This is a genomic window from Carboxylicivirga longa (assembly GCF_050589825.1).
GTDB lineage: Bacteria > Bacteroidota > Bacteroidia > Bacteroidales > Marinilabiliaceae > Carboxylicivirga > Carboxylicivirga longa.
This window is the reverse complement of the sequence record NZ_JBNGOZ010000006.1, coordinates 214577-234376: the sequence shown is the minus strand read 5'-3', so window position 1 is coordinate 234376 and position 19800 is coordinate 214577. Positions and strand designations below refer to the sequence as shown.

Sequence of the window (19800 nt, the reverse complement as noted above, 5' to 3'; positions counted from 1 at the left end):
TATGAAAAACAAAAAGGCTAATCAACAAAGATTAACCTCATATATTGTTCTTCATAAGTATCACTTCTGAAAGTGCCTATTTGTGGAAGAGTATTAAATGGATGAGTTGCAACTTCCGGGTTTGCGTATAAAATTACAGGATCACATCTTTAATAACCAATATGTTGTTAAGATGCGATCCTTTTTTTGAGATCTTGCGATTGATCTGCGTTGCTGTTTTTCATCCAACGTTACTCCTCACGATGATTGTAAACGGCACTGGCTTGCGCTGTAGGCATTATCAGCATGTCATTGATATTAACATGGGGCGGACGAGTCACCATATATTCGATGGCATCGGCTATGTCATCGGCAAAGAGTGGCGTTAAGCCCTCGTATACATTGTCTGCCTTTTCCTGGTCGCCATGGTAACGCACTACGGAAAACTCTGTTTCCACCATTCCCGGCGATACCGATGATACTTTAATGTTGTAAGGAAGCAGGTCGATACGCATACCTTTGGTGATGGCCTCCACCGCATGTTTAGTAGCGCAGTAAACATTTCCGTTGGCATAGGTTTCTTTACCGGCAATGGACGATACGTTAACGATATGTCCTTGTTTACGAGCCATCATGCAGGGTATTATTTTTTTCGACAGGTAGAGCAAACCTTTTATATTGGTATCAATCATCTGCTCCCAGTCACTCCACAGGCCCTTGTGTATAGGATCGGCACCAGCGGCTAGCCCTGCGTTGTTAACCAGTACGTTCACATCATGCCATTCGGCTGGTAGTTGCTCAATGGCCTGATCAATGGCTGCTGTATCGCGTATATCAAAACAGAGTGTTTGTACCTCTGTTTTGTTTTTTATTAAATCTTCTTTTAGTGCTTGCAGGCGTTCATTGCGTCGTCCAGTGAGGATCATACGGTAGCCTTGATTGGATAGTTTTATTGCGGTTGCTTTCCCTATGCCGGATGTGGCTCCGGTAACCATCGCTATTTTTTTCATTAATGTTAATTTATGATTCGTTCCTCAAGCTAAAACGGATATTCGTGTATTTAATTTTTACGTTTCTCAACACTTGCGTATAAATGAGCCACTCCGTTTGTGAATTGGGTTATTTTTTATACTTTCATCATGTGATACTTAGCCATAACTCCCTACAAATGTATATTAATTTGTCCTGAATAAAAGGGCGATTTAAAAATGCGGAACCATGAGTGTATTATTACCAACAATAGAAGAGGCGGAGAAGCTCAATTTGACTTCAGGAGAATTTGATAAGATAAAAGAACTTTTAAAGCGTCATCCTAATGCTTTGGAACTGGAGTTGTTTTCACGACTGTGGTCAGAGCATGCCAGTTACAAGAACTCGTTAAAGTGGCTGCAAACCTTACCCACGAAAAGCGATGATGTGCCCGTGGAGGCCGGTGATGAGAGTGCCGGAGTGGTCGATTTGGGCGATGGCAATGTGTGTGTATTTAAGGTTGAGTCACACAACAGCCCCTGCGCTATTCAGCCCCGCCTGGGTGCACTGACGGGGCTTCGCGTGGTAATGCGCGATGTTTTTACCATGGGTGCCAAGCCCCTTGCTTTTCTAAGCTCATTGCGCTTTGGTGATGGTAAGCGCGATACGGCACGCTGGTTGTTCGAAGAGGTGGCTGAAGGAATCTGTGAGTATGAAAGGGGTTTTGAAGTTCCTATTTTAGGTGGTGAAACTTTTTTTTCACGGGGTTACAATACTACGCCCATAGTCAATAATATGGCCATTGGAGTGGCGCCCAAGGATAAGCTTTTGTTTGCCCGTGCAGAGGGGGAGGGTAATCTTGTGCTCATCATCGGTGCTCGCACGGGTAAGGATGGGGTAGACACTGATGTGTTTGAAACCGACATGCTAGCCGAGTTGGATACTCCACCGGTATCCCTTGATCAGATGATGGATGTATCCATTGAGAAAGAATTACTGGAGACTGTTCAGCAGCTTTCCGAGTGTGTGAAGTTGATCGGTGTTCAGTCTATAGGCACTCAGGGTGTCGTGGGTGCCGCCATTGAAATGGCGGCACGGGGCAACTCTGGTATTGATTTGTATGTGGAAGCCATTCCACAACGTCAAAAAAATCTGACGGTGAAAGATGTGCTGTTGTCACAGACATGGGGACGAATTTTAATTTGTATTTCCCCCGATGAATTGGATAAGGTGAAGCGCGTGATTGAGCCTCTGGAGCTGGCTATGGCCGTAATTGGTAAGGTGAATAACAAAGGTTTGGTCAACTGTTCATACAAAGGAGAGCCTGTGGCTGAGCTTCCTGTAAATATCGCTATGCTGGGCGATGCAGCCCCGGTTTACGAGCGATCTTTTGAGGAGCAGGCAGAAGCGTTGCCTTCCATTAATCTTGATATTTATGATGAGCCTGATCATTACCCCGATGTGGTAAGAACGATGCTTTCCAATCTCAATGTCGCCTCCAAAAGGTGGTTAACCGATAAGTTCAGTAAGACCAATGATAGTCAGGGAGACTTCCCTGCTGATGCAGCCTTTATTCCCATCGAAGGTTCTGATAAAACACTGGTGGCAACCATGGATTGTAACTCGCGTTACATGAAGTCTGATGCTTTTGTGGGGGCGCAGATTGCCGTGGCTGAGGCTGCTCGTAATATCGTGTGTGCTGGTGGTCGTCCGGTTGCCCTTTCTGACTGCTTGAACTTTGGAAATCCTTACGACCCCAGAGTATATGGCACTTTTGTAAATGCTATTAAAGGAATTACTAAGGCTTGCGATGATTATACCTTGCCGGTTGTAAGCGGCAATGTAAGTTTTCACAATCAGCGCTCTGAGAATGGACATCTTAAGCCTATTACGCCCACACCGGTGATTGGTATGGTGGGGGTTGTTGATGATAAGAAACATCATAGCACCTTGTCGTTCCGTCACAAGGGTGATATGATTTTCTTGTTGGGGCGTTCACGTAACGATGTTAACTCCTCGGAATATGCAAGTAGTATCTTAAATATTAAGAAATCGGCCGCTCCATTCTACGATGTAGAGGAGGAACGTGACTTGCAGGCTGCCGTGCGTAATGTTATTAAGAATGGTTTGGTGCGATCGGTACACGATGTATCCAACGGTGGACTCTTTTTTAGTCTACTTGAATCGTGCATTCCGCTTGAGTTTGGCTTTGATATTACTTCCGACGCCGAAATACGCAAAGAGGCCTTTTTGTTTGGCGAGTCGCAGAGTCGTGTGGTGGTATCTGTGTCGCCTGAGAAGCAGGACGATTTTGTGGATTATATGATGGGTACCGATGTGTCATTTTCCATTCTGGGACATGTCACCAAAGGAGAGGTGCGCATCGACGATGAATCCTATGGGTTTATTAAAGACTTAAAGCAGGCCTTTGAACAAAGGCTGGCGATTTGGGTAGAAGGAGAGTAGTTTAGTATTAAAGTAGTCAGATGAAGCGAGCCGAGAGCAGTATTTTCCATACAAGAACATGATTGTTTAGCGGCGAGTTTCATATGGCAATTGATAAGATGATATTTTATATGAAATTCAAAACACATATTTTATTGACGGTGGCTCTTTTGTTGGTGGCCGGCGTATTGATGGGGGGATCAGGAGCATCCTCCGCCGATAAGGTGAAGGTGGGAGAAGTAGCGCCCTCTTTCACGGTAATGACGCCTGATGGTAAGCTAAGTAATGCCGACCTGAAAGGTAAGGTGGTGCTCATTAACTTTTTTGCCACTTGGTGCCCGCCTTGCGTAAAAGAGCTGCCGGTGTTGCAGCAGCAGGTGTGGGAGAAATATAAGGATCATAATGATTTTGTATTGCTGGTGATTGGACGAGAGCATAGTGTCGATGAATTGAGAGCTTTCGCAGAAAAAAGAAACCTGGATCTGCCCTTTTGTCCCGATGAAAAGCGAGAGATATTTAATCTATTTGCCAGTGAGTCAATCCCACGCAATTACATAATCGATAGAGCCGGTAAAGTGGTGTATGCCTCAAAAGGCTATAGTGTAAAAGAGTTTGAGATTATGAAAGAGGCGCTTAAGAAAAGATTATAAGAGGGTGTAACCATCACCTGAAAGGATGCTGTTGGTCAATGGCATCCTTTTTTATATTTTTGACGAAAATAGTAATAGATGACGGTTAAACCATATGCAGCCGAGGGCTCAAAGAAAAAGCAGGTGGCAGGCATGTTCAACAACATAGCTCCCAAATACGATTTTCTGAATCATTTTTTATCACTGGGTATTGATAAGTGTTGGCGGAAGCGGGCCATCAATCTTTTGAAAGATATGGAGCGGCCCCTGGTGCTTGATGTGGCTACAGGAACGGGCGATTTGGCGCTGGAGGCGCAGCGGCGTCTGGGCTGCAAGGTTGTGGGTGTTGATATATCAAGCGAAATGCTGAAGGTGGCCAAAGATAAGATTGCTCGCCGTAACCTTCAGGATGTTATTACGGTGCAGGAAGGCGACTCGGAGAATTTACCCTTTGAGGATGCGACCTTTGATGCGGTAATGGTGGCTTTTGGTGTGCGTAATTTCGAAAACCTGAACAAGGGATTGAGCGATATGGCACGTACGCTTAAGGCGGGTGGTAAAATGGTTGTATTGGAGTTTTCAAAACCCGTTTATTTTCCGTTTAAGCAGTTGTATCTTTTTTACTTTAGGTATATCTTGCCCTCGTTGGGTGGACTGATATCCAATGATAAGGCGGCCTATACTTACTTGCCCGAGTCGGTGCTAAGTTTTCCTGATGGTGAAAAATTTGATGATGAGCTGATTAAGGCTGGAATGACACCCCTGCGTCGTTACAAGCAGACCATGGGTATTGCCACCATCTATTTATCGGAAAAGCGCGTGCAATAAAAAACTAATAATTCAGTTTTATTAAGTAAAAAGAAATAGCGCCTTTGAAAAAGATAGTACTTCTGATATTTGCGTGCGTGCAGTTGGCAGTAGCCTTCGGTCAGGGAAAGAATAGCCGTATTGCCAACCTGCGTTCTTTTGATGAGCGCCCGCTTCACTTTGGTTTTCTCATAGGTGTTAATACCATGGATTTTCGCGTGTACAACACGGGCGTAGTGGGCAGCGATGGTGTACTGCGCTATGGCGATGTTACTTCGCTTACGCCGGGTTTGAACATTGGTATCGTGTCCAGTTACCGCCTCACACGTAACCTGAACCTCCGCTTTTTGCCGGGTATTAGCTTTGGGCAGCGTAACCTTCGCTTTGCCAAATATGATGCGGAAGGTAATTTTATCGAGTACGAAGAAGAGCCGCTAAAGATAAAATCCACCTTTCTGGAATTTCCCATATTACTCAAATACAATGCCTTCAGGATGCATAATGCCAAGCCCTATATAGTTGGGGGCTTCAATACGCGTTACGATCTTGCCAAGAATAAACAGGACGGACTCTTGCTCACGTCCCTGGATGGTTATCTTGAGGTGGGAGCCGGCTTTGATTTTTACCTTACTTATTTTCGTTTGTCGGTGGAGGCAAAGATGTCGATTGGCCTCTCCGATATGCTCGATCCCAAGGGTACAGGCGAGCCCGGCGATGAGGTTTATACCGAGGCGCTCAGCAAGCTACAATCGAGAATATTTAGCCTTACATTCTATTTTGAATAAATTCGCTTATTTTTGCGGTTCAAAACCGTCCCTTACAAGGATGGATAATCAATTAATTAGCAAAGAATGAAGCGCGAAATTGTTTTACGACTTTCACCCCGGGAGGCGGCCGATCATAGTATAATCAGGTCTTTAGTGGCAAAAAAAATGAAGGTGGCACCCGAGAAGATAACACATCTCAGTGTGGTTAAGCGCTCCATTGATGCCCGTAAAAAAATCGTACTCGTACAGCTGCACATTGAGGCCTATGCGAATGTGCAGCCGCCCATAGAAAAACCCCTTGTGTTTGAGTATCCTAATGTGCGCAATAAGCCGGAGGTGCTGATTGTGGGTGCCGGACCCGGTGGTTATTTTGCAGCCCTGCGTCTGATTGAAATGGGTCTGCGCCCCATCGTGCTGGAAAGAGGCAAAGGTGTGAATGAGCGTAAGAAAGACCTGGCTCTGCTGAACCGAAATGAGGCGGTGGATACAGAGTCCAATTATGCCTTTGGGGAAGGTGGCGCCGGTACTTTTTCCGACGGAAAACTATATACCCGTAGCACTAAGCGGGGTGATTTTCGTAAGATTCTTGAGGTGTTTAAATTCCATGGTGCTAGCAATGATATTTTGGTGGATGCCCATCCGCATATTGGAACCGATAAGTTGCCCGAAGTGATTAAAGCCATGCGGCAATCCATCATTAATGCTGGTGGCGAGGTGCATTTTAATACGCGGGTTAGTAATTTGATTATTAAAGATGAGCGCGTTAAAGGTGTGGAAACAGCGCAGGGTGATACCCTGTATGCAGCGGCAGTAGTGCTGGCTACCGGCCATTCTGCACGCGATATTTATTACATGCTGGATGATAATAAGGTAGCTCTGGAGGCTAAAACCTGGGCTATGGGTGTGCGTGTGGAGCATCCGCAGGAGCTGATTGATCAGATTCAATATCACTCTCCAAAAGGGCGTGGCGATTATTTGCCTGCGGCCACCTATAGCTTATCGTGTCAGATGGATGAACGGGGTGTCTATTCGTTTTGTATGTGCCCCGGTGGTTTTATTGTGCCGGCTATGACCGACGCCGATGAAATGGTGGTGAATGGCATGTCGCCATCGCGTCGTAACTCACCATGGGCAAACTCAGGCATGGTGGTCGAGGTACGTCCGGAAGATATAGGTGAGTTTCAGAATAAAGGGGTACTGGGTGGCTTGGCCTATCAGCAGGAGCTGGAGCGTTTGGCTTTTGTGAATGGTGGTAGTGGCGTGGTAGCCCCGGCGCAACGACTGGCTGATTTTGTAGATGGTCAGCTCTCGTTCGATTTGCCCGAGTGCTCATATGTGCCCGGCCTGGTGGCATCACCCCTGCATTTTTGGTTACCCGAAAATATAGGGATGCGCCTGCGTAAGGGGCTCGATTATTTCGATCGGCGGGCGCGTGGCTTTGTAACCAATGAGGCGCTGGTAGTAGGAGTGGAGAGTCGTACGTCTTCGCCTGTCCGTATTCCGCGCGACAGGGTTAGTTTGCAGCATATTCAAATTGAAGGCCTGTATCCCTGCGGTGAGGGTGCGGGATATGCCGGAGGCATTGCCTCATCGGCCATTGATGGTGAGCGTTGTGCCGAAAAGGCCTGGGCCTTTGTTACCGGGAAGAGCTTGGACTAGCTGTTGCCTGACGCCTGAATTCGGCACAGGTGATGGCGGTTGCCACCGATACATTCAGGGATTCGGAAGTAGGCAGGTCGGCCGGGTAAGCCGGGATAAATAGTCGGTGCGACACCGCTGACTCCACTGCTTTACTAATCCCTTTTCCTTCGTTACCCATTACAATCAACCCGGTATTCGAAAGTGTTTCCGAATAAATATTATCGCCATCGAGAAAAGTGCCGTAAACCGGAAGTTCTAGCTTTTTGTATTCGCTGAGAAACACGGAAGCATCTCGGTAGTGAACATCCACGCGAGCAATGGCTCCCATGGTCGATTGTATGGTTTTAGGATTGTAAATATCAGCGCAGGTGGGGGTGCATATAATGTGTTGTATGCCAAACCAATCAGCCAATCGGACAATGGTGCCCAGGTTGCCCGGATCCTGCACTTCATCCAGGAAGAGGCTGAGGGAATTCCGCAGGTCGGTAATGGTCAGTGGGTTTTTATCTTGTAGAAAAATACCCACTACGTCCGGCGGACTTTTCAGGGTTGATATTTTTTTAATGGCGGCCTGGTCAGCTTCAATAATTTCAAAGTTGCGAGCAGTTGGCTGCGGATGGGATGCCAGCCATTGAGAAGTGGCTACAAGCGTGTGTACATGTGCCTTGGAGCTAAGTAAATCGCTTACCAGTTTATGCCCTTCGGCAACGAACAAGCCCTGTTGATCACGATTTTTTTTTCTGGTCAGTGATAGGATAAATTTTTGTTTGTTTTTACTGAGCATTAGTACGCCGTTTTGTTGGTGAAGCATGTTTAGGCCGCAAAGTTATATCATATCACGTGAATTAAATATCTTTAGGGCAAATTAAACGATTTGGATTCAATCCTTGTTCCAAAGGAGAATTAGTAAAATTACAATGGGGCATAAATATCTTCTGGTTGTTGGCTTGATAATGATGATGGGTATCTGGGGATGCCGGTCAACAAAATATGTTCCTGAAGGTAAGTATTTGCTGAATAAGGTGGAGGTTGATAATCAGGCCAAAGACCTTACCAAGGAAGAGTTAAAGTATTACATCCGACAGAAGGAAAATGTAAAAATACTTGGTTTCTGGCGCTTTCATCTGGGTCTTTATAATTTATCAGGGCGCAATGGTACCAGTGGTTTCAGTCGTTGGCTGCGCCGCATTGGCGAGGAACCGGTACTTTACGATGAGCTGCTGAAGGAAAAATCCAATGAGCAGCTGACCTTGTTTTTGCACAATAAAGGGTATTATAATGCCCAGGTAAGCGATACGGTTCTGTTTTTGAAGAATAAGAAGGCAAAGGTGCGTTACACCATAGAGGCCGGCGAGCGTTACAGTATTAATCAGCTTTCTTATCGGGTCGATGATGATTCATTGCGTAAGTATATCTATCGCGATACAACGAAGGCTTTGCTAAAACCCGGATCGCCATTTGATGCCGATCTACATGACCAGGAAAGGGCCCGTATCACCAAGATGCTTCGAAACGAAGGCTACTATGGTTTTCGTAAAGAGTACGTGTATTTTTTGGCCGACAGTGCCCGTAATAATTATACTGTAAATGATTCTCTGATTGTGATTAAGGATCGTCTGTCGCGACCCGGACAAAAGGACACTGTTGTTGGTCACCGTAAGTTTAAGGTGAAGGATGTGTATTTTCTGGTGGGTTACGACCCGCAGAAAGCCGTTCGTCAACCCGATTATCTGAGTCGTTTTGACAGTCTGGAATATGGTGGGTGTAAAATTCTGTATGGCGAAAACTTGAAGTTCAGGGCGGATGTACTGGTTAATTCCAACTACATTTTCCCGGGTGATTTTTATAGTCAGGAGTTGGTGAATAAAACACAATTGCTACTGTCAGAACTACAGTTGTTTCGTTTCGTTAATATTCGTTTTCGCGAAATGGAAGGTGTTTATGATGCTGAAGGTAATGGCTATCTGCAATGCTTTATACAGCTGTCGTCATCTAAGCTGCAAAGTTATACGGTGGATATCGAAGGAACCAATTCATCCGGTTACCTAGGGGCTGCCGGTAGTTTTAAATACAAGCACAAAAACTTCTTTCGCGGCGGCGAGGTGTTTGATATGCGCTTTCGACTGGCAGGTGAGAATCAGCGGGCAAAAGATAATTCTACTTTTCAGACCCGTGAATTTGGCGGTGATGCCACTCTGACCTTTCCTAAGTTTATGGTGCCTTTTAAGGTTGATAATTTTCGACGCCGCTTTAATCCGCGCACGAACTTTACGCTGGCCTATAACTATCAGCGACGTCCCGATTATACGCGTACCATTGCCAATGGTCGTATTGGGTACACCTGGAAATCATCTCCTCTTGTAACCCACATTTTATCGCCCGTTGATTTTAGTGTGATTAATGTGCCTTATATTGATCCGGATTTTAAAGCCAGTATTGATAGTACTTTTTTAAAGTATAGTTATCAGGATCATTTGATTAGTAGTACCTCCTATACTTTTATCTACAATGAGCAGTCCTTAAGCAGTACCCGGAACTATCATTATTTTCAGGCCAACTTGCAGTCGGCAGGTAATGTGCTTGACGGAATCTACTCCCTGGTTGGTTCATCCGGTACCGGAGATTACAATGAGTTGCTGGGTATTCGTTATGCCCAATATGTGAAAGGGGATGTGGAGTGGCGTTATCATATCAAGGTCAATAAAATCAATTCTTTTGCTTACCGCATGTTTTTAGGGGTTGGTTATCCTTATGGTAACCTAACGGTTTTGCCTTTCGAAAAGCGATATTTCTCCGGTGGCGCCAATAGCATCAGGGCCTGGCCGGTTAGAGGTTTGGGGCCGGGTTCCTACGAAGAGACCAAGCTAAATTATTATAACCAAACGGCTGATATTAAGCTGGAAGCCAATGCTGAGTATCGTTTTAAGTTATTTTGGATGTTGGAAGGTGCCTTCTTTATAGATGTGGGTAATATCTGGACCATTCGCTCCTCGGGTGATGAGGAAATTGATACAAAAGGCTTGTTTAAATTCGATTCGTTTTATAAGCAGCTGGCCGTGGGGGTGGGTGCCGGTACCCGCCTCGACTTTAAGTACTTCGTGTTTCGTCTCGATATGGGGATTAAGGCGCGCGATCCAATGCTGCCTGCGGGCGACCGTTGGAAGTTAGGGGTTACACCTATTACCTGGGACGATGTAGCTTTCAATTTTGCCATCGGGTATCCCTTCTAAAAGAGTATGTAAATAATCGTTAAACTTCTTTTAAGAAGCGAAAAAATAATGCGCTTACAGTTTTCGTGATCACAGATGAAATGTGGCGAGTAATTGGCAATTAATTGGGTGTATTTTGACCAAATGCCTTGACAAACAAAATAATAAGTGATATTTATCATGCTTGAAGTAATGCTTTGGGTGGTGAATTGACGCCTTAAGTGTAAGTGATACAAGCCTGAGGGCTAAAAAAATGTAATTGATTCTCGATGATTTTCACTAATTTCGTAGAGTTTTTAGAAAAGTAATATTTCGAACTATAAATTAAAAGCTATGAAGCGAGTATTAGATGTTGTAAAGCCTGGTGTTGTTACTGGTGATGACTTAGGTAAACTTTTAGCAGTAGCAAAAGAAGAAGGTTTTGCAATGCCTGCTGTAAACGTTGTTGGTACAGATTCAATCAACGGTATTCTTGAGGCTGCAAAGGAAGTTAAAGCGCCTGTGATGATTCAGTTGTCGAATGGTGGAGCAGCTTTCTATGCCGGTAAAGGTTTAAAATTAGAAGGTCAGCAAGCTCAAGTGTTGGGTGCTATCTCAGCTGCCAAGCACGTTCACACTGTGGCAGAAGCTTATGGTGTACCCGTTGTGTTGCACACCGACCACGCAGCTAAAAAATTATTGCCTTGGATCGACGGTTTGTTAGATGCCAGTGAGAAGCACTTCGCTGAAACAGGAAAGCCGTTATTCAGCTCTCACATGCTTGACTTGTCGGAAGAGCCACTGGAAGAGAACATCGCTATTTGTAAAGAGTACCTGGCGCGTATGAGCAAAATGGGTATGACTTTGGAAATTGAGTTAGGTATTACCGGTGGTGAAGAAGATGGTGTTGATAACTCAGATGTGGATAACGCATTGCTTTACACGCAGCCTGAAGAGGTGAGCTACGCTTATGAGCAACTGCTAGAAGTGTCTCCTAACTTCACTATTGCCGCTTCATTTGGTAATGTACATGGTGTTTATAAGCCAGGTAATGTTGTATTGAAGCCTTCTATCCTTGATGCTTCACAGAAGTACATCCAGGAGAAGCACAATACGGTTGAGAAGCCTGTTAACTTTGTGTTCCACGGTGGTTCAGGTTCTTCATTGGAGGAGATTCGCGAAGCCATCGGTTATGGTGTAATTAAAATGAACATCGATACCGATACGCAGTGGGCTACTTGGGATGGTATCCGTAAGTTTGAGGCCGCTAACCGCGATTACCTGCAGGCACAGATTGGTAACCCCGAAGGTGATGATAAGCCCAACAAGAAATTCTACGATCCTCGTGTTTGGTTACGCAAAGGTCAGGAGAGTTTGGTTGAGCGCTTAAAGGTAGCGTTCGAAGATCTTAACTGCATCGATCGTCTATAATATTTGATAAAATATAAAAACAAAGGAGGCGCGTGTATATACATTGTGCCTCTTTTTTTTTAATTTGCTTTTTGTAATTAAAACAGTCTTAATACGATGAGTGTTAAATCAAGAGATAGTTTTTCCAGTAAGTTTGGTGTGATAGCAGCGGCAGCGGGTTCTGCAGTGGGGTTGGGTAATATCTGGAAGTTTCCCTATGAAGCAGGACAGAACGGAGGGGGTGCCTTTCTAGTGTTGTATTTTTTCTTCATCGTTACCATTGGTCTCCCCATTATGATATCCGAGTTTGCCATCGGGCGTAAGACCAATGCCAATGCAGTGCGTGCTTTTCGAAAGCTGGCACCTAAAACACCCTGGTTTATGACGGGTGTTATTGGTGTGGCAGCTTCTTTCATGATTCTTTCTTTTTATGGAGTGGTAGCCGGTTGGACCCTCGAATATATTTATTTATCACTGACAAATGCCTTTAAAGGGCAGAGTCCGGCTGAGTTATCCCAAGTATTTAGTAATTTCCTCGCCAGCCCTGTTCGTCCGATCATATGGCAAGTTCTTTTTATGATTCTTACCGGTGTTGTAGTTATTGGGGGTATTAAAAATGGTATTGAGCGACTTACCAAAGTGCTGATGCCCGTTCTGTTGCTTATTATTATTGTAATGGGTGTACGTTCGGTAAGCCTGGGGGCCAATGTTAATGCCGCCGGCGAGGTGGTAGGTAATTCTTTCGATGGCCTTAAGTTCTTGTTCCAACCCGATTTTTCTAAGGTAAATATTGATGTGGTGCTGGATGCATTGGGGCAGGCTTTCTTCTCGCTGAGTTTGGGAATGGGTACCATTATTACCTATGGCTCTTATGTGAAAAAGAATAATAATCTGAATAGGACAGCAGTACAGGTTGCCTTTTTAGATACGCTGATAGCCGTGTTGGCTGGTGTAGCAATTTTCCCTGCCGTATTTTATTTTGGGGTGGCACCCAGTGAAGGTCCCGGACTTGTATTTACGGTACTTCCCAGTATTTTTCAACAAATGGTGGGTGGATATCTGTGGACCCTGGCCTTTTTTGTGTTACTGGCCGTGGCAGCACTCACCTCCAGTATATCACTCCTCGAAGTGGCTGTGGCTTATTTTGCCGAGGAACTTAAAGTCAACAGGGTTAAGGCAACTATATTAACCGGCGTGGTTATTACCTTGATGGGTATTGCTTGCTCCTTATCGAATAATATATTTAAAGATGTTACCCTGTTTGGTCGTAACCTGTTTGATAACATTGAGTTTTTGTCGTCCAATGTCTTGCTTCCTTTGGGTGGTTTGCTTATCGCAGTGTTTGTGGGATGGTCGGTTAAAAAGTCCGATTTCTATGCTGAGCTTTCTAATGAATACGCCCTTAAGTTGCGTTTTTTCAGTGCGCTTTATTTTATTATTCGTTTTATCGCACCGGTTGCTATTGCCATCGTCTTTCTGTATTCGGTAGGACTCTTAAGATAGACTGCTTGCATATAAATTTAGAGGATGCTGCGAGATTTATTAACACTATCCCGGAAGGAACAAGTTGCTTTTCTAGTTCTTTTCGTCTTGTTGGTCATTTTTGCTGGTGCATTCTTTATCACCCGTCCTGTGGAGCTTACTAAGGTAGATGAAGCTCTGGTGGCATGGGCCGATAGTGTAAGATATATAGAAAAGGCAAGCAGCTACAGGCAGCCGGATACCGTATTTTATTTTAATCCCAATAGTGAAGGTGTTAAAAATCTTCAGTTATTGGGTTTTTCCGATCGTACCATTATTAACTTAATTAAGTATCGCGAAGCCGGAGGGGTGTTTACTCATGCGGAAAAGCTACGGAAGATTTATGGGATGGATTCGGTTTTGTATGCGCGGCTTGCTCCCTATGTTAAGGTTGATCAGATGCCGTCAAAGGTTTCTGCTACGGCACGTAGGGTAGAGAAGGTATCAAGCCCAAGGCCAGTGATGCAATTTGTGGATTCGGCTTCAAAAAGGAAGATGAAAGCGCCAACTGTAGATTTTCAGCTGGAGATTAATTCTGCTGATACTGCTATGTTAGCACTTCTAAAGGGGATTGGTCCTGTGCTATCGGCACGCATTGTTTCCTATCGAAAGCGTTTGGGTGGATATTATAATATTGAGCAGCTGGACGAGGTGTATGGTTTGTCGGGTGAGGTGGTTGATCGTAACCGTTCCTACTTGTTGGTCGATGAGGGATTAATACAGCCGATGGATATTGGCAAGGCTAGCCTGCGTAAGATGAAGAATCATCCTTACCTGAATTTCTATATGGCCAGGGAGATTTATGAAGCGCGAAAAGCCGGTCAATTGGAGAGTATTATGCAATTTCAGAACTCAGCTGCCTTTGCCGGTGCCGACATGGATAAATTACGGCGTTACTTTGTGGTAATGAAAGCAGATAAAGCACATAATTAATAAAAAAGAATAGTTAAAAAATTTGCTGTACTCGCGAAACTTCGTTTTCTTTGCAGCTGCAAAAATCAAGGGCGACAGGAAAGTAAGTCAAGCTGTTGAATTTTTGTGGTTTAATGACTAATTTTGCGGTTCAAATAAAAAGTAAGCGTTATGATAGTAATACCTATTAAAGAAGGCGAAAACATTGAAAGAGCCTTGAAGAAATTCAAAAGAAAATTTGAAAAAACAGGCGCTATGCGCGAATTAAGATCTCGTCAGGCATTCACAAAGCCTTCTGTAGTAAAGAGAGAGCAAGTGAAAAAAGCGATATACATCGAGCAATTACAGCGCGAGTCTGAATAAATTGCTTGCGGAGGGCGTCGGTTTACTGCTTTTTTCGTATATTCGTTTAAAGCATAAAATGACACCCTCTGTTAATGCAATATTTAGATTCTTTTTATAAATACTTGGAGTATGAGCGGCGTAATTCGACTCATACAATAATAGCATATAAGACTGACATTCGTCAGTTTTGTGTCTTTTTAGAGGAAAAGGATATTTCTCTCTGGAAAGATGTTTCTTCAAGAACTGTCCGAGCCTGGATGGTTGATATGGTGAATAGCGGCGTAAGTGGGCGCTCTGTGACCCGGAAAATTTCTACTTTAAAAGTTTTATTTCGTTACCTAATGCAGCAAGGTGTTGTAGAAAACAACCCGGCTGAACATACGGTAACGCCCAGATTGCCCAAACGGCTGCCCGTCTTTGTAAAGGAAAAAGAAATGGACTTTTTGCTTGATGAAGTTGATTTTGGTGATGGCTTTGAGGGGGCTCGCGATCGTTTGATTGTGGAGATGTTCTACAGTACGGGTATGCGCCTGTCTGAATTGGTGGCGTTAACCGATGTGCAGATTGATATGGGTAATGGGGTGCTGAAAGTGAGGGGGAAGCGAAATAAAGAGCGTATTGTGCCGATCTTATCAGAACTAAAGGCTTCGCTTGTTGGTTATCTAAATAAACGGGATGTGTTGTTTCCTAATCGGGCAAATTCCTGCGTTTTCCTGACAAGTAAAGGTTTGCCAGTCTATCATAAGTTGGTATATCGTGTGGTTAACCGCTATTTGAAACAGGTGTCTACAGTAACGAAGAAAAGCCCGCACGTAATACGCCATTCTTTTGCTACGGCCTTGTTAAACAGAGGGGCAGATCTTAATGCGATAAAGGAACTTATGGGGCATGCTAATTTGGCAGCCACCGAGGTATATACTCATAATACGTATGAGCAATTAAATTCTATTTACAAACAGGCTCATCCGCGAGCCTAAAAGATGGAGGATTAAATATGAATATTACAATTCAATCCGTACGCTTCACGGCGTCAGCACAATTAGAAGAGTTTATTCAGCAAAAAGTGGGGAAGTTGGATCAGTTCTTTGATGGAATTGTATCGGCTGAGGTTATTTTAAAGTTGGATAAGTCTGATTCCACTGAGAATAAAGTAGCTGAAATCAGTCTTAATGTTCCAGGAGGAGAATTGTTTGCCAAGAAGCAAAATAAGACTTTCGAAGAGGCTGTTGATTTATCGGTTGATGCATTGCGTAAGCAGCTGATTAAATGGAAGGAAAAGGTAAGAGCCAAATAAGTAAAAAAAGACATTATTTTTTTGTGTTCTTGAAAAATAATTATACATTTGCACACCGATTTTAGGGTGTTAAAAGCGCCCTAAATCGCTATAAATAGGCTGATTGACCAAGGTTATCGGCCTATTAAATTGAAAAGATGTTAGTTTTTGGCTAGCTTGTTCTTTGAAATTGTTGCATTGATTTTAATTGGGGAGATACCAAAGTGGCCAACTGGGGCGGACTGTAACTCCGCTGACTTATGTCTTCGTAGGTTCGAATCCTGCTCTCCCCACTTTTTTAGGATCAAAATCCGTTTTTTGCTGACATTAAGGTGGAAATTACTTACCTTTATCGTCCTGTGAAAAATTGCGGGAGTAGCTCAGTTGATAGAGCATCAGCCTTCCAAGCTGAGGGTCGCGGGTTTGAGCCCCGTCTCCCGCTCTCTTTAGGAGCTATGGTGATGATTCCTTAAAATACTAAGATTTAATTTATATCTAATTGTCTAATTTTTCGAGTTATGGCTAAAGAAACATTTGTAAGAACGAAGCCTCACGTTAATATCGGAACCATCGGTCACGTTGACCACGGTAAAACTACCTTGACTGCTGCAATTACTACGGTATTGGCATCAAAAGGTCTTTCTGAGTTGAGAGATTTCGATACGATTGATAATGCTCCTGAGGAGAAAGAAAGGGGTATTACTATTAATACTTCTCACGTGGAGTATCAAACAGAAAACCGTCACTATGCGCACGTTGACTGTCCAGGTCACGCCGACTACGTGAAGAACATGGTAACTGGTGCTGCTCAGATGGACGGTGCTATCCTTGTATGTGCTGCTACTGATGGTCCTATGCCACAGACTCGCGAGCACATCCTACTTTGTCGTCAGGTAAACGTTCCTAAGATCGTTGTATTCCTGAACAAAGTTGATATGGTAGACGACGAAGAGCTACTTGAGCTTGTTGAGATGGAAGTTCGTGATCTGTTAAGCTTTTACGAGTTTGAAGGTGATGATTCTCCAGTAATCATGGGTTCTGCTCTTGGTGCACTGAATGGCGAGGAAAAGTGGGTTGAAAAAGTAATGGAACTGATGGCCGCTGTTGATGAGTGGATTCCACTTCCTCCACGTGATGTTGAAAAAGATTTCTTGATGCCTGTTGAGGACGTGTTCTCGATTACTGGTCGTGGTACTGTAGCTACGGGTCGTATCGAAACTGGTGTAATCAACTCAGGTGAAGAAATGCAGATCATCGGTCTTGGTGCTGAAGGTAAAAAGACTGTATGTACTGGTGTTGAGATGTTCCGTAAGATTCTTGATCGCGGTGAAGCTGGTGATAACGTAGGTCTGTTATTGCGCGGTATCGACAAAAAAGAGATCAAGCGTGGTATGGTATTGGCTAAGCCAGGTTCAATCACTCCTCACTCTAAGTTTAAAGGTGAGATCTATGTATTGAAGAAAGAAGAAGGTGGTCGTCACACTCCTTTCCACAATAAGTACCGTCCTCAGTTCTACCTGCGTACGCTTGACGTAACTGGTGAGATTACACTTCCAGAAGGAACTGAAATGGTAATGCCTGGTGATAACGTAACTATTTCTGTAGACTTGATCTACCCTGTAGCCTTGAACAAAGGTTTACGTTTCGCAATCCGCGAAGGTGGTCGTACAGTAGGTGCGGGTCAGGTAACTGAAATTCTTGACTAATCACTGATTAGAATATACATAACCGGAGGTGTTGCCTCCGGTTATTTTACGGGTGTAGCTCAGTTGGTAGAGCACTGGTCTCCAAAACCAGGTGTCGGGCGTTCGAGTCGCTCCTCCCGTGCTAAAAAGTCGGTTTTAGATAATATTTTTTTAAAGACGGCAAACTAATGACAAGCACTATGAATAAAATAACTTCATATTTCAAGGATGTACAAAACGAATTGGTGAATAAAACTTCGTGGCCTAGCTGGTCGGAGTTGACCAATAGCGCCATTGTAGTGATGATTGCCTCGTTGATTATTGCAGGGGTCGTTTTTGCAATGGATTATTCGTTTGATAACATTTTGGAAAAGGTATACGAAGCCCTTTACTAAACAAAATTTAGGACGCTCATATAATGGCTGAAGTCACAAAGAAATGGTATGTTCTCCGTGCAATCGGAGGAAAAGAGAAGAAAGTTAAGGAATATGTGGAGAGCGAAATCGCCGGTTTGAAACTGACCGATTACGTAAGCCAGGTATTAATACCCACGGAGAAGGTTTACCAAATTCGTAACGGTAAAAAGGTGAGTAAGGAGCGTCCTTACCTGCCAGGTTATGTGTTGGTGGAAGCTGCTATGGTTGGTGAAATACCGCATATCCTGCGCAATATACCCAACGTCATCGGTTTCTTAAATGATAATGATGACACACCCGTGCCTTTGCGTCCTTCGGAAGTAAACCGCATTTTAGGTAAGGTAGATGAGTTGAGCGAAAACGATGAGGAATTGGATGTATCATTCATCGTGGGTGAAACGATCAAAGTAATTGACGGACCTTTCAACGGATTCAACGGTTTGATTGAAGATGTCAACGAAGAGAAGAAGAAATTAAAAGTGATGGTGAAGATCTTTGGAAGAAAGACACCATTGGAATTGAGTTTTATGCAGGTAGAGAAAGAATAGTTACTTAGTAAGAATCGCTTCCGTGTGAACCCTCGGGTTTGCATTTACAAGTAATAAAACTTTTTTCTGCTAAACTATATTTATTAATAAATACGAATTGCTACAATGGCTAAAGAAGTAGAAACCTTTATCAAACTTCAGATTAAAGGTGGTGCAGCAAATCCTTCACCTCCGGTAGGACCCGCATTAGGTGCCAAAGGGGTGAACATTATGGAATTCTGTAAGCAATTCAATGGCAGAACACAGGAAAAAGCCGGTAAGGTACTACCTGTGGTTATCTCGGTGTACAAAGACAAGTCTTTCGACTTCGTTATTAAAACACCACCAGCAGCCGTTCAATTAATGGAAGCAGCTAAGCTTAAGGGAGGTTCAGCAGAGCCAAACCGCAAGAAAGTGGGTTCCGTTACCTGGGAACAGGTAAGAGCGATTGCTGAAGATAAGATGGCTGACTTGAATTGTTTTACTGTAGAATCTGCAATGAGGATGATCGCCGGTACCGCCCGGAGTATGGGAGTAACCGTCAGTGGTGAATTCCCTGGTAGTAACTAATTAAGACCTTTTTGCGAAAATGACAAAACTAACAAAAAATAAAAAGTTAGCGTTAGAAAAAATCGACACCTCAAAGCAATACACCATTGAGGAAGCAGCAAAATTGGTAAAGGAAATTACCACTACCAAATTTGATGCCTCTGTGGATGTTGATGTGCGCCTGGGAGTTGATCCTCGTAAGGCCAATCAAATGGTAAGAGGTGTAGTAACGTTGCCCCACGGAACTGGTAAGGAAACACGCGTTCTTGTAATGTGTACTCCTGACAAGGAAGAAGAGGCAAAAGCTGCAGGTGCCGATCACGTTGGATTAGACGAATACATTGAGAAAATCAAAGGTGGATGGACCGATGTGGACGTGATCATAACAATGCCTAGCGTTATGGCTAAAGTAGGTGCTTTAGGGCGTATCTTAGGTCCTCGCGGCCTGATGCCAAACCCTAAGAGTGGTACGGTTACCATGGACATCGCTAAAGCTGTAAACGAAGTGAAAGCGGGTAAGATCGACTTTAAAGTGGATCGCTACGGTATTGTTCATACCTCAATCGGTAAAGTGTCGTTTACCGAAGATAAGATCGTTGACAACGTAAAGGAATTTATGAGCACAATTATGAAGTTGAAACCTTCTGCTGCTAAAGGAACTTACGTAAAGAGTGTTAGTCTTTCTAGTACTATGAGTCCTGGTATTCGCATTGAACCTAAATCGGTTGATGCTTAAT

Annotated in this window: 19 protein-coding genes and 3 tRNA genes; 20 read left to right on the top strand and 2 right to left on the bottom strand. The window is 43.9% G+C overall.

The annotated features are described in order from the left end of the window. Window positions 1-230: 230 nt before the first annotated feature. A complete protein-coding gene (locus ACRD7A_RS07570) occupies window positions 231-989 on the bottom strand; it encodes an SDR family oxidoreductase (RefSeq protein WP_430810528.1) in 759 nt (252 codons plus the stop codon). 208 nt (window positions 990-1197) lie between these two features. On the opposite strand from ACRD7A_RS07570, the gene purL reads away from it, so the two are divergent. The 5 genes from purL (at window position 1198) to ACRD7A_RS07545 (ending at window position 7255) form a co-directional block, all read left to right on the top strand. Then, a complete protein-coding gene (gene purL, locus ACRD7A_RS07565) occupies window positions 1198-3414 on the top strand; it encodes a phosphoribosylformylglycinamidine synthase subunit PurL (protein ID WP_430810527.1) in 2217 nt (738 codons plus the stop codon). 110 nt (window positions 3415-3524) lie between these two features. Next, a complete protein-coding gene (locus ACRD7A_RS07560) occupies window positions 3525-4043 on the top strand; it encodes a peroxiredoxin family protein (protein WP_430810526.1) in 519 nt (172 codons plus the stop codon). Window positions 4044-4121: 78 nt separating this feature from the next. Continuing rightward, a complete protein-coding gene (ubiE, locus tag ACRD7A_RS07555) occupies window positions 4122-4850 on the top strand; it encodes a bifunctional demethylmenaquinone methyltransferase/2-methoxy-6-polyprenyl-1,4-benzoquinol methylase UbiE (RefSeq protein ID WP_430810525.1) in 729 nt (242 codons plus the stop codon). A 44-nt stretch (window positions 4851-4894) separates the two neighbouring features. Then, window positions 4895-5614 carry a type IX secretion/gliding motility protein PorT/SprT gene (gene porT, locus ACRD7A_RS07550; RefSeq protein WP_430810524.1) on the top strand — a complete coding sequence of 240 codons (720 nt, stop codon included), beginning with the start codon at window positions 4895-4897 and terminating at the stop codon, window positions 5612-5614. 66 nt (window positions 5615-5680) lie between these two features. Continuing rightward, entirely contained in the window at window positions 5681-7255 is a 1575-nt protein-coding gene (locus ACRD7A_RS07545) for an NAD(P)/FAD-dependent oxidoreductase (protein ID WP_430810523.1), read from the top strand. Here the strand turns inward: ACRD7A_RS07545 and ACRD7A_RS07540 are convergent. Then, the gene (locus ACRD7A_RS07540; protein WP_430810522.1) at window positions 7233-8021 is read right to left on the bottom strand and encodes a TrmH family RNA methyltransferase; all 789 of its coding nucleotides are present in this window, start codon (window positions 8019-8021) and stop codon (window positions 7233-7235) included. The two genes, ACRD7A_RS07545 and ACRD7A_RS07540, sit on opposite strands and share 23 nt — an antisense overlap. 133 nt (window positions 8022-8154) lie before the next feature. Between ACRD7A_RS07540 and tamL the strand changes: the two genes are divergently transcribed. From tamL to rplA, 15 genes are all read left to right on the top strand, one after another. Next, window positions 8155-10467: a translocation and assembly module lipoprotein TamL gene (gene tamL / locus ACRD7A_RS07535; protein WP_430810521.1), complete on the top strand. Its 2313-nt coding sequence runs from the start codon at window positions 8155-8157 to the stop codon at window positions 10465-10467. 312 nt (window positions 10468-10779) lie between these two features. Then, complete coding sequence (gene fbaA, locus ACRD7A_RS07530) at window positions 10780-11856, top strand: class II fructose-bisphosphate aldolase (protein WP_430810520.1); 1077 nt, start codon at window positions 10780-10782, stop codon at window positions 11854-11856. 96 nt (window positions 11857-11952) lie between these two features. Beyond that, complete coding sequence (locus tag ACRD7A_RS07525) at window positions 11953-13338, top strand: sodium-dependent transporter (RefSeq protein ID WP_430810519.1); 1386 nt, start codon at window positions 11953-11955, stop codon at window positions 13336-13338. A 24-nt stretch (window positions 13339-13362) separates the two neighbouring features. After that, window positions 13363-14289 carry a helix-hairpin-helix domain-containing protein gene (locus ACRD7A_RS07520; RefSeq protein WP_430810518.1) on the top strand — a complete coding sequence of 309 codons (927 nt, stop codon included), beginning with the start codon at window positions 13363-13365 and terminating at the stop codon, window positions 14287-14289. A 150-nt stretch (window positions 14290-14439) separates the two neighbouring features. After that, complete coding sequence (gene rpsU / locus ACRD7A_RS07515; protein WP_430810517.1) at window positions 14440-14631, top strand: 30S ribosomal protein S21; 192 nt, start codon at window positions 14440-14442, stop codon at window positions 14629-14631. Between the two features lie 74 nt (window positions 14632-14705). Then, window positions 14706-15590: a tyrosine-type recombinase/integrase gene (locus ACRD7A_RS07510; RefSeq protein WP_430810516.1), complete on the top strand. Its 885-nt coding sequence runs from the start codon at window positions 14706-14708 to the stop codon at window positions 15588-15590. 17 nt (window positions 15591-15607) lie between these two features. After that, complete coding sequence (gene hpf, locus ACRD7A_RS07505) at window positions 15608-15907, top strand: ribosome hibernation-promoting factor, HPF/YfiA family (RefSeq protein WP_430810515.1); 300 nt, start codon at window positions 15608-15610, stop codon at window positions 15905-15907. Window positions 15908-16096: 189 nt separating this feature from the next. Next, a tRNA-Tyr gene (locus tag ACRD7A_RS07500) sits at window positions 16097-16179 on the top strand. A 76-nt stretch (window positions 16180-16255) separates the two neighbouring features. Further along, window positions 16256-16328: transfer RNA gene (locus ACRD7A_RS07495), tRNA-Gly, on the top strand. Between the two features lie 76 nt (window positions 16329-16404). Then, window positions 16405-17592 (top strand): elongation factor Tu, encoded by a 1188-nt coding sequence (gene tuf / locus ACRD7A_RS07490; protein WP_430810514.1) that lies wholly within the window; start codon window positions 16405-16407, stop codon window positions 17590-17592. A gap of 48 nt (window positions 17593-17640) precedes the next feature. Further along, window positions 17641-17713: transfer RNA gene (locus ACRD7A_RS07485), tRNA-Trp, on the top strand. 58 nt (window positions 17714-17771) lie between these two features. Further along, complete coding sequence (gene secE, locus ACRD7A_RS07480; RefSeq protein ID WP_430810513.1) at window positions 17772-17966, top strand: preprotein translocase subunit SecE; 195 nt, start codon at window positions 17772-17774, stop codon at window positions 17964-17966. Between the two features lie 23 nt (window positions 17967-17989). Further along, complete coding sequence (gene nusG / locus ACRD7A_RS07475; RefSeq protein WP_430810512.1) at window positions 17990-18535, top strand: transcription termination/antitermination protein NusG; 546 nt, start codon at window positions 17990-17992, stop codon at window positions 18533-18535. Between the two features lie 105 nt (window positions 18536-18640). Then, on the top strand, window positions 18641-19084 hold the full coding sequence (rplK, locus tag ACRD7A_RS07470) for a 50S ribosomal protein L11 (RefSeq protein ID WP_430810511.1): 444 nt from the start codon (window positions 18641-18643) through the stop codon (window positions 19082-19084). 19 nt (window positions 19085-19103) lie between these two features. Continuing rightward, window positions 19104-19799, top strand: a complete 696-nt coding sequence (rplA, locus tag ACRD7A_RS07465) for a 50S ribosomal protein L1 (protein WP_430810510.1) — start codon at window positions 19104-19106, stop codon at window positions 19797-19799. The last annotated feature ends 1 nt before the right edge of the window (window position 19800 follow it).

Coding starts and splice junctions, on each gene's coding strand:
- tuf (WP_430810514.1), top strand. CDS start 16,405: ATGGCTAAAGAAACATTTGTAAGAACGAAGCCTCACGTTAATATCGGA.
- ubiE (WP_430810525.1), top strand. CDS start 4,122: ATGACGGTTAAACCATATGCAGCCGAGGGCTCAAAGAAAAAGCAGGTG.
- rpsU (WP_430810517.1), top strand. CDS start 14,440: ATGATAGTAATACCTATTAAAGAAGGCGAAAACATTGAAAGAGCCTTG.
- rplA (WP_430810510.1), top strand. CDS start 19,104: ATGACAAAACTAACAAAAAATAAAAAGTTAGCGTTAGAAAAAATCGAC.
- ACRD7A_RS07570 (WP_430810528.1), bottom strand. CDS start 989: ATGAAAAAAATAGCGATGGTTACCGGAGCCACATCCGGCATAGGGAAA.
- tamL (WP_430810521.1), top strand. CDS start 8,155: ATGGGGCATAAATATCTTCTGGTTGTTGGCTTGATAATGATGATGGGT.
- rplK (WP_430810511.1), top strand. CDS start 18,641: ATGGCTAAAGAAGTAGAAACCTTTATCAAACTTCAGATTAAAGGTGGT.
- ACRD7A_RS07510 (WP_430810516.1), top strand. CDS start 14,706: ATGCAATATTTAGATTCTTTTTATAAATACTTGGAGTATGAGCGGCGT.
- fbaA (WP_430810520.1), top strand. CDS start 10,780: ATGAAGCGAGTATTAGATGTTGTAAAGCCTGGTGTTGTTACTGGTGAT.
- purL (WP_430810527.1), top strand. CDS start 1,198: ATGAGTGTATTATTACCAACAATAGAAGAGGCGGAGAAGCTCAATTTG.
- ACRD7A_RS07560 (WP_430810526.1), top strand. CDS start 3,525: ATGAAATTCAAAACACATATTTTATTGACGGTGGCTCTTTTGTTGGTG.
- ACRD7A_RS07545 (WP_430810523.1), top strand. CDS start 5,681: ATGAAGCGCGAAATTGTTTTACGACTTTCACCCCGGGAGGCGGCCGAT.
- ACRD7A_RS07520 (WP_430810518.1), top strand. CDS start 13,363: ATGCTGCGAGATTTATTAACACTATCCCGGAAGGAACAAGTTGCTTTT.
- secE (WP_430810513.1), top strand. CDS start 17,772: ATGAATAAAATAACTTCATATTTCAAGGATGTACAAAACGAATTGGTG.
- ACRD7A_RS07540 (WP_430810522.1), bottom strand. CDS start 8,021: ATGCTCAGTAAAAACAAACAAAAATTTATCCTATCACTGACCAGAAAA.
- hpf (WP_430810515.1), top strand. CDS start 15,608: ATGAATATTACAATTCAATCCGTACGCTTCACGGCGTCAGCACAATTA.
- ACRD7A_RS07525 (WP_430810519.1), top strand. CDS start 11,953: ATGAGTGTTAAATCAAGAGATAGTTTTTCCAGTAAGTTTGGTGTGATA.
- nusG (WP_430810512.1), top strand. CDS start 17,990: ATGGCTGAAGTCACAAAGAAATGGTATGTTCTCCGTGCAATCGGAGGA.